This is a genomic window from Rahnella sp. ATs2 (assembly GCF_051851855.1).
In the GTDB taxonomy this organism is placed as follows: domain Bacteria; phylum Pseudomonadota; class Gammaproteobacteria; order Enterobacterales; family Enterobacteriaceae; genus Rahnella; species Rahnella variigena.
Genome location: NZ_JBLYPL010000001.1, coordinates 107,816 through 121,610 on the forward strand (window position 1 = coordinate 107,816; position 13,795 = coordinate 121,610).

Annotated in this window: 16 protein-coding genes; 12 read left to right on the plus strand and 4 right to left on the minus strand. The window is 53.1% G+C overall.

Translation table 11 applies throughout. The features are described 5' to 3' along the window. Positions 1 to 5 precede the first annotated feature (5 nt). A complete protein-coding gene (tldD, locus tag ACJY2G_RS00485; RefSeq protein WP_120162177.1) occupies positions 6 to 1,451 on the plus strand; it encodes a metalloprotease TldD in 1,446 nt (481 codons plus the stop codon). A 58-nt stretch (positions 1,452 to 1,509) separates the two neighbouring features. Here tldD and aaeR read toward each other — a convergent pair whose 3' ends face one another. Then, on the minus strand, positions 1,510 to 2,448 hold the full coding sequence (gene aaeR / locus ACJY2G_RS00490; protein ID WP_120162176.1) for an HTH-type transcriptional activator AaeR: 939 nt from the start codon (positions 2,446 to 2,448) through the stop codon (positions 1,510 to 1,512). Between the two features lie 274 nt (positions 2,449 to 2,722). Between aaeR and aaeX the strand changes: the two genes are divergently transcribed. Genes aaeX through aaeB form a run of 3 tightly spaced genes read left to right on the plus strand, consistent with a single transcriptional unit; the run spans position 2,723 to position 5,838 of the window. After that, positions 2,723 to 2,926, plus strand: coding sequence for a p-hydroxybenzoic acid efflux pump operon protein AaeX (gene aaeX, locus ACJY2G_RS00495; protein ID WP_112290425.1), 204 nt, complete (start codon positions 2,723 to 2,725; stop codon positions 2,924 to 2,926). A 7-nt stretch (positions 2,927 to 2,933) separates the two neighbouring features. After that, a complete protein-coding gene (gene aaeA / locus ACJY2G_RS00500; protein ID WP_112290427.1) occupies positions 2,934 to 3,869 on the plus strand; it encodes a p-hydroxybenzoic acid efflux pump subunit AaeA in 936 nt (311 codons plus the stop codon). A 10-nt stretch (positions 3,870 to 3,879) separates the two neighbouring features. Next, the gene (aaeB, locus tag ACJY2G_RS00505; RefSeq protein WP_120162174.1) at positions 3,880 to 5,838 is read left to right on the plus strand and encodes a p-hydroxybenzoic acid efflux pump subunit AaeB; all 1,959 of its coding nucleotides are present in this window, start codon (positions 3,880 to 3,882) and stop codon (positions 5,836 to 5,838) included. Between the two features lie 66 nt (positions 5,839 to 5,904). On the opposite strand, the gene ACJY2G_RS00510 is transcribed toward aaeB, so the two are convergent. Then, positions 5,905 to 6,486 (minus strand): maltose acetyltransferase domain-containing protein, encoded by a 582-nt coding sequence (locus tag ACJY2G_RS00510; protein ID WP_430319873.1) that lies wholly within the window; start codon positions 6,484 to 6,486, stop codon positions 5,905 to 5,907. Positions 6,487 to 6,671: 185 nt separating this feature from the next. Between ACJY2G_RS00510 and ACJY2G_RS00515 the strand changes: the two genes are divergently transcribed. The 3 genes from ACJY2G_RS00515 to ACJY2G_RS00525 all read left to right on the plus strand — a co-directional run bounded on the left by ACJY2G_RS00515 (position 6,672) and on the right by ACJY2G_RS00525 (position 9,000). Then, on the plus strand, positions 6,672 to 8,132 hold the full coding sequence (locus ACJY2G_RS00515) for an NAD-dependent succinate-semialdehyde dehydrogenase (RefSeq protein WP_120162172.1): 1,461 nt from the start codon (positions 6,672 to 6,674) through the stop codon (positions 8,130 to 8,132). A 119-nt stretch (positions 8,133 to 8,251) separates the two neighbouring features. Next, a complete protein-coding gene (locus ACJY2G_RS00520) occupies positions 8,252 to 8,701 on the plus strand; it encodes a ribonuclease domain-containing protein (protein WP_120162171.1) in 450 nt (149 codons plus the stop codon). Positions 8,702 to 8,706: 5 nt separating this feature from the next. Next, positions 8,707 to 9,000, plus strand: coding sequence for a barstar family protein (locus ACJY2G_RS00525; RefSeq protein ID WP_112290436.1), 294 nt, complete (start codon positions 8,707 to 8,709; stop codon positions 8,998 to 9,000). Positions 9,001 to 9,052: 52 nt separating this feature from the next. On the opposite strand, the gene yjgA is transcribed toward ACJY2G_RS00525, so the two are convergent. After that, positions 9,053 to 9,604 (minus strand): ribosome biogenesis factor YjgA, encoded by a 552-nt coding sequence (yjgA, locus tag ACJY2G_RS00530; RefSeq protein WP_112290437.1) that lies wholly within the window; start codon positions 9,602 to 9,604, stop codon positions 9,053 to 9,055. A 227-nt stretch (positions 9,605 to 9,831) separates the two neighbouring features. Between yjgA and pmbA the strand changes: the two genes are divergently transcribed. Both pmbA and cybC read left to right on the plus strand, forming a co-directional pair. Then, positions 9,832 to 11,172 (plus strand): metalloprotease PmbA, encoded by a 1,341-nt coding sequence (gene pmbA, locus ACJY2G_RS00535; protein ID WP_015690526.1) that lies wholly within the window; start codon positions 9,832 to 9,834, stop codon positions 11,170 to 11,172. Between the two features lie 158 nt (positions 11,173 to 11,330). Further along, positions 11,331 to 11,717 carry a cytochrome b562 gene (cybC, locus tag ACJY2G_RS00540; protein WP_112290439.1) on the plus strand — a complete coding sequence of 129 codons (387 nt, stop codon included), beginning with the start codon at positions 11,331 to 11,333 and terminating at the stop codon, positions 11,715 to 11,717. A 195-nt stretch (positions 11,718 to 11,912) separates the two neighbouring features. Here cybC and rnk read toward each other — a convergent pair whose 3' ends face one another. Then, the gene (gene rnk / locus ACJY2G_RS00545) at positions 11,913 to 12,323 is read right to left on the minus strand and encodes a nucleoside diphosphate kinase regulator (protein WP_112288356.1); all 411 of its coding nucleotides are present in this window, start codon (positions 12,321 to 12,323) and stop codon (positions 11,913 to 11,915) included. A gap of 398 nt (positions 12,324 to 12,721) precedes the next feature. On the opposite strand from rnk, the gene ACJY2G_RS00550 reads away from it, so the two are divergent. From ACJY2G_RS00550 to ACJY2G_RS00560, 3 genes are read left to right on the plus strand one after another with little or no spacing between them, the layout of a single operon-like run. Next, a complete protein-coding gene (locus ACJY2G_RS00550) occupies positions 12,722 to 13,072 on the plus strand; it encodes a PRD domain-containing protein (protein WP_112288357.1) in 351 nt (116 codons plus the stop codon). Between the two features lie 44 nt (positions 13,073 to 13,116). Next, a complete protein-coding gene (locus ACJY2G_RS00555; RefSeq protein ID WP_112288358.1) occupies positions 13,117 to 13,482 on the plus strand; it encodes an SFCGS family glycine-rich protein in 366 nt (121 codons plus the stop codon). Then, complete coding sequence (locus ACJY2G_RS00560; RefSeq protein WP_047605601.1) at positions 13,482 to 13,781, plus strand: DUF4312 family protein; 300 nt, start codon at positions 13,482 to 13,484, stop codon at positions 13,779 to 13,781. Before ACJY2G_RS00555 ends, ACJY2G_RS00560 begins: the two co-directional genes overlap by 1 nt. The last annotated feature ends 14 nt before the right edge of the window (positions 13,782 to 13,795 follow it).

Consider the following 13,795-nt stretch of genomic DNA (forward strand, 5'->3'; position numbering starts at 1 on the left):
CATTTATGAGTCTGGCCTTAGTCAGTGAGCAGTTACTAACTGCTAATAATCTGAGTCATCAGGATTTGTTTTCCGTTTTGGGCCAGTTGTCTGAACGTCGCCTTGATTATGCCGATCTCTTTTTCCAGTCCAGTTTCCACGAAGCCTGGGTTATCGAAGACAGCATCATCAAAGATGGTTCTTACAATATCGATCAGGGCGTCGGCGTCCGTGCGGTAAGCGGTGAAAAAACCGGTTTTGCCTATGCTGACCAGATTACGCTGAATGCCCTGAATCTCAGCGCAACAGCGGCCCGCAGCATTGTCCGCGAGCAGGGCAATGGCAAAGCGCACACGCTGGGCGAAATTGCGTACAAATCTCTTTATTCTCCGCTGGATCCGCTGCAAAGCCTGCCGCGTGAAGCAAAAATCGAACTTCTGCATCGTGTAGACAAAATCGCCCGTGCGGCAGATAAACGCGTGCAGGAAGTCAGTGCCAGTATTACCGGCGTATACGAAACCGTGCTGGTTGCGGCGACAGATGGCACGCTGGCGGCAGATATCCGTCCGCTGGTACGTTTGTCTGTCAGCGTTCTGGTCGAACAGGACGGACGTCGCGAACGCGGCTCAAGCGGCGGCGGCGGTCGAGTCGGTTATGACTACTTCCTCGAAACCGTTAACGGCGAAGTTCGTGCCGAAGCTTTCGCCCGTGACGCTGTGCGCATGGCGCTGCTGAACCTGACCGCGGTAGCCGCTCCGGCTGGCGGAATGCCGGTAGTACTCGGCGCAGGCTGGCCGGGCGTGCTGTTGCACGAAGCGGTCGGTCACGGTCTGGAAGGTGATTTCAACCGTCGCGGCACGTCAGTATTCAGCGGCCAGATGGGCAAACTGGTGGCGTCTGAGCTGTGTACCGTGGTCGATGACGGCACTATGCCGGGTCTGCGCGGTTCACTGGCGATTGACGATGAAGGTGTGCCGGGCCAGTACAACGTGCTGATCGAAAACGGTGTGCTGAAAGGTTACATGCAGGACAAACTGAATGCGCGCCTGATGGGTGTTGCACCGACCGGCAATGGCCGCCGTGAGTCTTATGCGCATCTGCCGATGCCACGGATGACCAATACCTACATGCTGGCCGGGAAATCGACGCCGGAAGATATCATCAGCAGCGTGGAATTTGGTCTGTATGCGCCAAACTTCGGCGGCGGCCAGGTGGATATCACGTCGGGTAAATTTGTGTTCTCGACTTCAGAAGCCTATCTGATCGAAAAAGGCCGGATCACTAAACCGGTGAAAGGCGCGACGCTGATTGGCTCCGGTATTGAAGCCATGCAGCAGATTTCTATGGTCGGTAACGATCTGGCGCTCGATAAAGGCGTCGGCGTGTGCGGTAAAGAAGGCCAGAGTTTGCCGGTCGGGGTCGGTCAGCCAACCCTGAAACTGGATAATCTGACGGTGGGTGGTACTGCTTAAATTTTTTTCCTGCCCTTGTCAAAGGGGAGGTCAGGTGGAGTTTTGTTTAGAGACGAACTCAACTCCACTGCGTCCCCTTTTTCCCCTGCCGGTATCCCTGATACACCTTGCTGACCCGTTTGAAATAATCCGTCAGATAATCAATGCAGACCTGCACTTTCAGCGGCAGCTTGTCCTTTTCGGTATACAGCGCGTAGACCGGTCGCGGATCGGACTGATAGCTTCTGAACAAAATCTCCACTTCGCCTGCGTTAATTTCCTCGATCACCCACATCAGCGGCACATACGCGATCCCGACACCGGCTTTCAGCCAGCGGATCATGGTTTGCGAATCGTTGGTGACGAAGCGCCCTTGCGGTGTAATGCGGGTCGAAATGCCTTCAGGGGCGATCAGCTCAAATTCGCTGTCGGGGCGCACGCTGTATTCCAGCCATGAGAAATTCACCATATCAGCCGGTTTTTCCGGTGTGCCGTGCTGGGCCAGATAACTGCGCGCTGCGCACACCACCATCGGCATTGAGCCTAAGCGGGTGCAGAACAGGCTGGAATCCTGTAACGCGCCGACGCGGATCACCACATCCAGACCATCAGCGATTAAATCGGGAGCGGGAATGCCGGTCACCAGATTGACCGTCAGTCCGGGATATTCGCTGAGCATTTCGGCAGTCATCGCAGCAAGAACATTTTGTGCCATTGTTGATGAACTGCCGATGCGCAAGGTTCCGGTTGGCGTGTTGTTGAAGGCATACAATTGTTCATGCACTTCACGCACATCGTGCAGCATTTTCCGGCAACCCTGATAGTAAAGCTTGCCCGCTTCCGTCAGACCAATACTGCGCGTGCTGCGATTTAATAGTTTGATTTGTAACTCGTTTTCCAGCTTTGAGACAGTCTGGCTGATGGCGGATACGCTCATGTCGAGGCGTCGCGCAGCGGCAGTAAAAGAACCGCTTTCTACCACCTGAGCGAAAATCGACATGCGTTTTAATCGGTCCATTATTAACTCTGGCTTAAAAGTGATTTAGATCACAGAACGTTGATTACTTGATAATAAGCACGCTAATATACCCTTCCGGGCGATAATGCTCAGGTTTCAGTTTTCCTGACATAATGCTTACCTTCGCACACTTCCCTGGCAACTCCACGGCTTCATTGATCTGCTCCCGCTGAATTATTTTCCACCGGGGTCGCGTGCCGTTGCCTAAAATAATGAATAATGCGTGCGCGGGACGATACGTGTTTGTCCGTCGTCATAATGTAAGGAATTTTTGATGAGTTTGCTTCCGGTAATGGTGATTTTCGGATTGTCGTTTCCTCCGGTGTTTTTTGAAATACTGCTGGCGCTGGTGGTGTTTTTCGTGCTGCGGCGTGTACTGCAACCCACCGGTATCTATGACTTTGTCTGGCATCCGGCGTTGTTCAACACAGCTTTGTACTGCTGTCTTTTTTACCTGATTTCCTGCATGTTCGTCTGAGGGCGTTGTGAAAAATTTCTCTATAAAAATAATACGTTATGCAATAACGTTGATTCTGGTCGTGCTGGCTGTCATCGCAATTTTCAAAGCCTGGGCGTTCTATACCGAATCTCCGTGGACCCGCGATGCCAAATTTACCGCTGACGTCGTGTCTATCGCACCCGATGTTACCGGTCTGATTACCGATGTGCCTGTGGTCGATAACCAGCTGGTGAAGAAGGGCCAGGTGTTGTTTAAAATCGACCAGCCGCGCTACCAGCAGGCGCTGGACGAAGCGAGTGCTGACGTCGCGTATTATCAGGCGCTGGCAGCAGAGAAAAAACGTGAAGCCGGACGTCGTGTAAAACTGGGCGTTCAGGCCATGTCGCAGGAAGAAATCGATCAGGCCAATAACGTCCTGCAAACCGCTGAACATCAGCTGGCAAAAGCGCAGGCGGCACGTGATCTGGCGGTGCTGGATCTGGAACGTACCGTGGTGGTTGCACCTGCCGATGGCTGGGTCACTAACCTGACCGTTCATCCGGGTAACTACATCAATCGTGGTTCGACCGCTGTCGCGCTGGTAAAGAAAAACTCCTTCTACATTCTCGCCTATCTGGAAGAAACCAAATTGCCGGGGCTGAACAAAGGCGACCGTGCGGAAATCACCCCGCTGGGCAGTAACCGCATCATGCACGGTACCGTGGACAGCGTGGCCGCGGCGGTCACCAACAGCTCTTCTTCTGCTGCAACGAATGGTCTGGCGACCATCGACAGCAACCTCGAGTGGGTGCGTCTGGCGCAGCGCGTGCCGGTGAAAATCCTGCTCGATGATGAAGACCAGCAACATCCTTATCCGGCAGGGACGACCGCGACCGTGGTTATCACCGGTCAGCATGACCGCAAACAAGATGAAGGTTCTCCTTTCCTTCGTCTCCTGCATCGCCTGAGAGAGTTTGGCTAAGGCCGGAAAGATGAATAGCGTACTTATCCCGCGCGTGCGTTTTGCCTGCAAGCTGACGTTCGCGATCCTCGGCGCGCTGGTTCTCGGGTTCTATCTGCAACTCGAGACACCGCGCTGGTCGGCCATGACCGCCGCCATTGTGACCTCCGGCCCGGCGCTGGTGGCGGGTGGTGAACCCTTTGCCGGTGCTATCCGTCACCGTGGTTTCCTGCGTGTTATTGGTACATTTATCGGCTGTATCGCGGCGCTGGTGATTGTTATCGCCACTGCCCGCGCGCCGGTCGTGATGCTGCTTCTGTGCTGTATCTGGGCGGGTGTCTGCACCTGGTGGTCTTCACTGGTGCGCATCGAGAATTCCTACGCACTTGGGCTGGCGGGTTATACCGCGCTGATTATTGTGGTGACCTCAGCCAGTGCGCCGTTACAGACACCGCAGTTCGCCGTCGAGCGTTGCAGTGAAATCGTTATCGGGATTTGCTGCGCCATCGTGGCTGACCTGCTGTTTTCTCCCCGTTCCATCAAAAAAGATATCGATCGTGCCGTCAGTCAGCTGATGTTGGATCAGTTTGCGCTGATGCGGATTTGCGTGAATAACGGCACGAAGGAAGACATCGATAAGTCCTGGAACAATCTGGTGAAAAGCACCACGGCGCTGAACGGCATGCGCGGCAGCCTGATGATGGAATCCTCGCGCTGGCAGCGCTGCAACCAGCGTCTGAAAGCGCTGCACAGCACCTCGCTGAGTATGATCACCCAGGCCTGCGAAACCTATCTGATTATGCAAGACACGCCGGAAAGGCTGTCGCCTGAGCTTAAAGCGCTGTTTGCCGAACCGGCAGAAACCGTTGCCGATGTTCACCGCCGCCTGAAACAGCTGCGCCAGATTATTACCGGCATGCACAGCGATAATGTGCTGGTGACGCTCAGTGCCTGGACCGGCGCCGGCACGCGTGCGCTGTTACTGATGAAAGGCGTCCAGACCAACAGCAGCATCAGCAGTATTGAAAGCGGTGTGTTGGAAGGTGAAGTGGTGGTTCGTCCGGTATCGGCTGAGCGGCATCATGCGCTGATCAACGGCCTGCGTACGTTTACCGCGACGGCGATTGGTTGTCTGATGTGGCTATGGACCGGCTGGACGTCAGCCAGCGGCTGCGTGATTATTATCGCCGTGGTGACCTCGCTGGCGATGCGTACCCCGAACCCGAAAGGCATGGCGATGGACTTTATTGTCGGCATGTTGCTGGCGATCCCGGTCGGCTCGATGATGTTTATGTTGATCATGCCTTCGACGCAGCAAAGTTTGTTCCTGCTGTGTCTGATGCTGGGGATTTTCACCTTCTTTATCGGTATCGAAGTGACCAAGCGCCGTCTCGGCATGCTCGGTTTGCTGGCGGGCACCATCAACATTCTGGTGCTCAGTAACCCGATGAAATTCAACGTGACCTCTTTTCTCGACAACGCGCTGGGGCAGGCGATCGGTACGGTGATTGCGATGGCGGTGTTGCTGATTATTCGCGATAAGTCCCGCGATAAAACCGGGCGCACGTTGCTGAACCGCTTTATGAGCAGTGCGGTATCGGCGCTGACCACCAAAGCGTACCGTCGTCGTGAAAACCACCTGCCGGCGCTTTACCATCAGCTCAATCAGTTGCTGGTGATGTTCCCGAATGACATCGGTAAATACCGTCTGGCGCTGATGCTGATTATCGCTCATCAGCGCATGAAACTTGCCGAAGTGCCGGTAAATGATGAGCTGTCGGCGTTCCACAAAAAAATCCGTAACACCGCCGATCACGTGGTTTCGGCGTCAGGCGAAGGTAAGCGGACTTACTATTATCAGCGTCTGCTACAAGAGCTGGGTGAGTATCAGCAAAAGCTGGTCGATTACGACGCGCCCCTGAAAGTGACCGAGCCGGTGCGACGTCTGACCGAGATGCTCCATCGTTATCAGCATTCGTTTGTGGCGTAACAGCCCGTAAAAAACAAAGGCCGGTGTTTAAACGCACCGGCCTTTTTTATCACCAAAATCCGGGCATCATTTCATGAATGTTTCGCGGTCAGCGGCAGTGATCGGGCGTATTACCCGGCACGGTACGCCAGCCGCCACCACATCGGCAGGAATGGATTTTGTCACTACACTTCCCGCACCAATCACGCTGTTACGCCCGATGGTCACACCCGGATTTACCATCACACCCATGCCCAGCCAGACGTTATCTTCGATGACGATCGGCAGGGAGAATTGCTGTCCGGTGGCGCGGATTTCCGGATCAATCGGATGACCGGCTGTCGCCAGGGTGACGTTCGGCGCAATCATCACGTTATCGCCGATGGTGACGGTTGCGTCATCCACCACCGTGAGATTGAAATTGGCGTAAAAGTTGTTGCCGATATGAATATGCGTGCCATACGCGACACGCAGCGGCGGCTCAATCCAGCCGTTTTCACCCAGGCTGGCCATCATGTCTTTCAGCATCCGCTGGCGTTTTTCTTCTTCTGAAGGACGGGTCAGGTTGTAGTCGTACACCCGCTCTTTTCCGGCGCGGCGTTCCTCCGGCAATCCTTCGCCCATGTCTGTATACAGTTCACCGATATTCATTTTTTCGCGCGTCGACATGCCTTATTCCTTTGTAAAAATGGGGTGGAGTTCCTCGCAGTTTACTGAGGGATGCGGAAACTGTGAACGTATGACAATTCACTTTGCGATCTGTGTCTCTCAGTGCTGTCTGACAGACGCTTCTGCTCAAGCCGCTATACTTACCTGATAGTTCGCTTAAAACGGCATAAATCAGGAGGATCCTCATGTCAGCCCAACCTCATAAACTTTCCACGCATCCATTGTTTAAGACCGGCTATTTTGTCGGCGGAAAATGGCTCGAAGCCAAAGAGACCTTCGATGTGCTGGATCCGGCGACCGGCGATGTGGTCGCCAAAGTCTCTAAGTCAGGAAAAGCCGAAACAGAAGCCGCCGTCAAAGCCGCCAGCGACGCTTTCCCGGCCTGGCGCAAAACTACAGCCAAAGAACGCTCCGAAATTTTGCACCGCTGGTATGAACTGATGCTGGAAAACAAACAGTTTCTCGGCGAGCTGATGGTGGCCGAACAAGGCAAGCCACTGAAAGAAGCGCTGGGCGAAGTCGATTACGCCGCCAGTTATCTGCAATGGTTCAGCGAAGAAGCCAAACGCGCCAACGGGGAAATCATTCCTCCGGCTAAATCCGGTTCACGCATTCTGGCGACACGTGAACCGGTGGGCGTGGTGGCGGCGATCACGCCGTGGAATTTCCCGCTGGCGATGCTGACCCGCAAACTTGGTCCCGCACTGGCAGCAGGTTGTACCGGCCTGATCAAACCGGCCAGTAATACGCCGCTGTCGGCCTTTGCTCTGCTGCAGCTGGCAAAAGATGCCGGTGTGCCGGATGGCGTGATCAACGGCGTGGCGGGTGATACGAGCGCCATCAGCCAGGTGATTATGGCGAGCGACGCGGTGCGTAAAGTGTCGTTCACCGGCTCTACAGAAATCGGCAAAACGCTGGTGCGTAACAGCGCTGACACCATGAAAAAGGTGTCAATGGAACTGGGCGGTAACGCGCCGTATATCGTCTTTGATGATGCGGATATCGAGGCTGCTGTGAAGGGCGCCATTACCTGTAAATTCCGTAACACCGGACAGGTTTGCGTGTGTATCAACCGCATCTACGTGCAGGACGGCGTTTATGAGGCGTTCACCTCACGTCTGGCGGAAGAGGTGCGCAAGCTGAAAGTCGGTAAGGGTATGGACGAAGGTGTGACCGTAGGGCCGCTGATTAACATTCAGGGACTGGAGAAAGTCGAAGAGCATGTTAAAGACGCGCTGGAGAAAGGCGGACGTCTGATGGAAGGCGGTGAGCGCCATAAACTTGGCGGCAACTTCTTCCAGCCGACGGTCATTATTGATGCCACCGATGACATGAAAGTGGCACATGAAGAAACCTTCGGCCCGCTGGCGGCCTGTTTCCGTTTCAAAACGGAAGAAGAAGTGATTAAACGCGCCAACGACACGCCTTTCGGGCTGGCGGCGTATTTCTATAGCCAGAATCTGCAACGTATTTTCCGCGTGGCTGATGCAATTGAAAGCGGCATGATCGGGATAAACGAGTGTGCGATTTCCAACGAAGCCGCGCCGTTCGGTGGTGTGAAAGAATCTGGTCTGGGACGCGAAGGGTCGGTGCTGGGGCTGGAAGAATATCTGCAGGTGAAAACGCTGCATTTAGGAAATCTCTAAGTCAGCTTTCCAGAAATCGCTTTTTGAGAAACAATAAACAGGAAAAGATTCATTTTGGTTACCGGTCTCTGGCTACAAACAATTGGCTACAAACAATTGGCTACAAAAAAAGGACGTCAATGAAGGCATTTAACTGGCTGCGTTCGCGCAAACTGATGATGGCAGCTGCGGTCATTCTCGGGCTGTCTGGTGTTGCCGGGCATGTTGTCGCGAAATCGACATACAACCAGGGCACAATTGTGGCGGGCACTGATGAGCAATCCGTGGTGAGTTATTTGCGCCAGAATCACAGACTGCCTGACAATTACATCACCAAGAAAAAGGCGCGTGAAGCGGGCTGGGATGCGCGTTCCGGCAACCTGTGTGATGTGTTGCCGGGCAAAGCCATTGGCGGCGACCGGTTTTCAAACCGTGAAGGTCGTCTGCCATCGGCCAACAAACGGGTATGGCGCGAGGCAGATATCAACTATCGCTGCGGGCGTCGCGGGGCAGACCGCGTGCTGTTTGCCAGCGACGGGCTGATTTACGTCAGTAAAGACCATTATCAGAACTTCGTTCGGGTGGAGTAATGTCGATGAATAAAGTGAGCTTCGATTTTAATCACATCCCGGATTTACCCGCATTCTACGCCGAGTTTGTCCGTCAGTTTGGTCTGACCGACAGCTTCGGTGCGAATCTGGATGCACTCTGGGATGAGGTAACAGGCGGGATTGCGCTGCCGGTTGAGATAGATTTCATCAATCTGAATGCCAGCCGCAAGCGGCGTTTCGGCGCACTGATTTTGCTGTTTGAAGAGGCCGAAGAGGAGCTGGAAGGGGATCTGCGGCTGAATCTGCTGGAGAAACCGGCAGTAAAGGCTAAAGGCTGAAAAGAAAAAACCCGCCATTTTCTGTTAAGTAAAAAGGCGGGTTTTTGTTTTTTTAGTCCTGACCTTCAGCCAGTTCGCGCAGATACTGGAAGATCTGGCGGTAAGATTTCGGCGGCTTATTAGCGGCTTTCTCTTTCTGTGCGTTGCGGATCAGCGCACGCAGTTGCTGGCGGTCAGCTTCCGGATACAGTTCCAGCACCGGCGGGATTGCATCATCACCTTCTTCAACCAGACGGTCACGCAGCATTTCCAGTTTATGGAACAGCGAAACCTGCTGGTTGTGACGGTTTTTCAGCTTGTCCAGTGCAGTCTGGATTGGCTCGACATCGCGGGAACGCAGCATTTTACCGATCAGCTGAAGCTGACGGCGGCGGCCTTCTTTCTTGATCTTCTGCGCTAAGTCGATCGCAGCGCGCAGATCGTCATCCAGCGGCAGTTTGTCCAGCGAGTTTTTACCCAGCTCAACCATTTCTGCACCGAGATCTTTCAGCGCCTCGGCGTCACGTTTGATTTCACTTTTACTGACCCAGATGATTTCTTCTTCATCTTCGTTCTCGTTGGTTTCGGGAACGTCATCGTGCCAGTCGTCAATTTTCTTTGTCATGGGCGCTTCCTCTTAACGAGGTAATCCTGTCAGTTTGATTGTGCTTTATTGCTTCGGCGGCATTATGCAGGGTTATGCCGCATACATCCATGTTCTGTTGCAACTTTGGGCATAACAACGCCGGAGGTAATGCGAAATTGTGGCGAGTCTCTGTTAGACTCAAAGGTATAAGTTTCTTAATACCAGTGTAGAACAATCCCTTTTATCTCATAAGCGATGACATGCCGATGAACGTAGTGAATCAAGTAGCGCAGCAGCGTAAAACTCTGGAACAGGCCGTATCTCAGGCTCTGGAACTGGCGAAAGCGGGTTCAGATGCCGCAGAAGTGGCGGTCAGCAAAACCACCGGTATCGGCGTCAGCACCCGTTTTGGTGAAGTCGAGAACGTGGAATTCAACAGCGACGGCGCACTGGGCATCACCGTTTATTATCAGAATCGTAAAGGCAGCGCGTCTTCCACCGATTTAAGCCCGGACGCTATTTCCCGCACCGTACAGGCGGCACTGGATATCGCCCGTTACACGTCACCGGATCCGTTCGCGGGCGTGGCTGATAAAGAGATGCTGGCGTTTGACGCGCCGGATCTGGATTTATTCCACCCGGAAGAGCTGGATCCCGATCGCAGCATTGAGCTGGCTGCCCGTGCTGAACAGGCTGCTTTACAGGCTGACAAACGCATCACCAACACTGAAGGCGGCAGCTTTAACAGCCATTACGGCATCCGCGTTTTCGGTAACAGTCACGGCATGTTGCAGAGCTATTGCTCGACGCGCCATTCGATTTCCGCCTCCGTAATTGCTGAACACGAAGGCGACATGGAACGTGATTACGCCTATTCCATCGCCCGTAAGATGAGTGACCTGAAAGATCCGGAATGGGTTGGCGCAGAGTGCGCACGCCGCACCTTATCGCGTCTGGCACCGCGTAAATTACCGACCATGCAGGCACCGGTGTTGTTCGCCTCCGAAGTGGCGACCGGCCTGTTCGGTCATCTGGTCGGGGCGATCAGCGGCGGCAGCATTTACCGCAAATCGTCCTTCCTGCTCGACAGCCTCGGCAAGCAAATCCTGCCGGAGTGGCTGACCATCGAAGAACATCCGCATCTGTTGCAGGGGCTGGCTTCGACGCCGTTCGACAGCGAAGGTGTGCGCACCGAGCGTCGCGATATCGTCAAAGACGGCGTGCTGCAAAACTGGCTGATGACTTGTTATTCCGCGCGCAAACTCGGTCTGCAAACCACTGGCCACGCAGGCGGTATCCACAACTGGCGCATCGCCGGTCAGGGTGATGATTTCGCCGGTATGCTGCGTAAGCTCGACAAAGGCCTGGTCGTTACCGAACTGATGGGACAGGGCGTCAGCGGTGTGACCGGCGACTACTCTCGTGGCGCAGCAGGTTTCTGGGTTGAGAATGGTGAGATTCAGTATCCGGTAAGCGAAATCACCATCGCCGGTAACCTGAAAGACATGTGGCGCAATATGGTCGCCATTGGCAGCGATATCGAAACCCGCAGCAACATTCAGTGCGGTTCCGTGCTGTTACCGGCAATGAAAATCGCCGGCGAATAACGCTTCCAAAGCAGCGATCGCCCGATCGCTGCTGTTTCTTCCGCTACCATTCTTTACAAAAAATTCATCCCGTTTTCCTCTCTCTCCGCCTATTTTTATAAAGCCTTACAAGCAATGTCGTTTTATCTAACAAATAAATAACAATAGAGAGAAAGCTCATGCGTAAACAACTGATGGCGTTAGCGGTAGTCGCAATGCTGGGAAGCAGCACGGTGGCACTGGCGGCAGATTTAGAAACGGACATGGACACGATTGCTGATAACTACGGCAAGGTGTTGAAAACCAACGATCAGGCTGAACTGACTACCGGTCTGGCTAACATGAAAGCCGCTGCCGAAGACGCGAAAAAAGCCACGCCACCGAAACTGGAAGGCAAAGCACCGGACAGCCCGGAAATGCAGGATTACCACAAAGGGCTGGATACGCTGATTGGCCAGATTGACAAGGCCTCCGCTTTAGCCAAAGCGGGCAAGGTCGATGAAGCGAAGAAAGAAGCAGAAGGGTTTAAGGCGACAAGGAATGAGAACCACAAGAAATTTAAGTAAGCAGATGGCCGGTGTCTTGCTCCTCCCCCTGCGAAGGGGGAGGCGGGGAGGGGGGGTTAATGACAAAACCAATGTCAGTGCAAACTTCAACTTATTGATTCGTCATTAATACCCCACCCCAACCCTCCCCTTCGCAGGGGAGGGAGCCGTTCAGCGCGTTGCCTTCAACCTTCGCAGAACAAGGAGTTAACTGCCTTAACGTCTCAATTCCCCAGCCGCTTCCGGCTGAAACAACAATTCCAGCACTTCAATCCGGCTGTTCTCGCCATTCGGCATTTCCCACGTGATACTGCCACCCACGCGCAGTCCCAACAGGGCGGCACCTAACGGCGCCATCACGGACAGTTGCTCGTTGCTGTCTTTGAGCGCAGCCGGATACACCAGCGTGCGGATGTGTTCTTCGCCGTCTTTACCTTCAGTAAAGCGAACCTTGCTGTTCATCGTAACCACGTCGGCCGGGATTTGCTCGGGTGGCAAAATCTCTGCGCGATCCAACTCTTCATTCAGTGCGTCGGCGACCGGGCTGTTGGCAAAAGCCGGTTGCGCCAGCAGTGTGTCCAGGCGTTCTGCGTCAAGTTCATTGATGATCAGTGTCGGTTTACTCATAACATTCTCCGTGGTTCCTTTTGCATCACCCGCTTCATGCGAGTGGGGTGCCGGTCGGCAAAAAATAACACCCCCGCGCGTTAACGCAGGGGTGTCAGTGATTTGCATGTGTTCTTTGATACTAGGCACTCTTAAGCGGAAATGAAAGCGTTGTGAGGGAATTAATCCGCATTGCGAAAAATCCGATTACCAGTGAAATACGCTGCTACAGACAGCAATATTCAGTGATATGGCGACTTAACTTTTCGTTTTGCGAATTGGATCTGCTCAGCTCATCGTATTTCCACTTTGAACTGGAAAAAGACCCACTACACAGGAAATCTTCCCAGAGTTAGGGTAAAGACAGACGAAATAAACGGCTGAAATAGTGAGTCAGGTAAGGAGAGAGGTAATCGCGAGTGAATAACGCAAGCGCATCTGTGAAAGGAATCGGGCGGATTGAATTGAAAGATGCCCCGGCCACAACAGAGCAAGTATTAAAAGATATTCAGACAATGCAAAGCGCGAAGAATATCTACACCACAGATGTTCAGTTGCAGATGTTAACGTCTCACGTAAAAGCCATGGTATTACGCGCCATTACCGGCGAGCCGTTACCTGAAGTCGAAAAAGATTTATTTGATGAAATTTCTGCCGAATCCATGCAAATGGCAGAAGAAGTGGTCAGCTGGTTCGGAAATTTACCGATTGAGGAAGCGTATTTGCTCTCGGTGCATTTTGAAGTCGCAAGAGACAACGAACCGAAATAACTTTTTTAGAATACCGCGAATTAATTAATCTGGAGATGTGAATTATGGGACAAGTATTAGTTGTGATCGGCGACCGTTTAGGTAAAGGCCAGAAAGTGGCGGCAGGCGTGGAAGCGGCTGGCGGAAAAGCCATTGTTGTCCCAGGTATGGCAGCAGATATGAAACTTGGCGACGTGATGAAAGCAGAAGGTGCCAGCTTAGGTATTTCCTTCTGCGGCAGTGGCGGCGCGGGTGCGATTACCGCACAAAATAAATATGGATATAAAGCCAAGTACGGGATGCGCTCAGTGGATGAAGGCGTCACGGCAATTAACGAAGGCTGTCTGGTATTAGGGTTCGGATTTATGGATAAAGAAGAACTGGGTCAGCGTCTGGTTGAAGCGTTTAACAAGAAGTATGGTCAGGCGTAATGAAGCAACAATTAACCACGACAGTTCGGGTTGAAGGAAAAGGCGAAAATAAGGCTGCCGCCTTTTCTTCCGCACTGAGTCAGGTTCAGAGGACTGTTCTCAAATCTTCCGCCAATAATGTCTTGCTGCGTATTGAACCGCAGGACGTCAAGGTAATAAAAGCAGAAGAGTCAGTGAAAAGAGAAAAGTTTCTGTTCTTTTTTCTGGCCAGGGAAAGAAAGAGTTATTACGTGGCGTTAGACATTACCGTCAACCTGACTGTTATTAATACGGAACAGGTAGTTTTTGTCACGAAATAAAAACGTTAGCTATA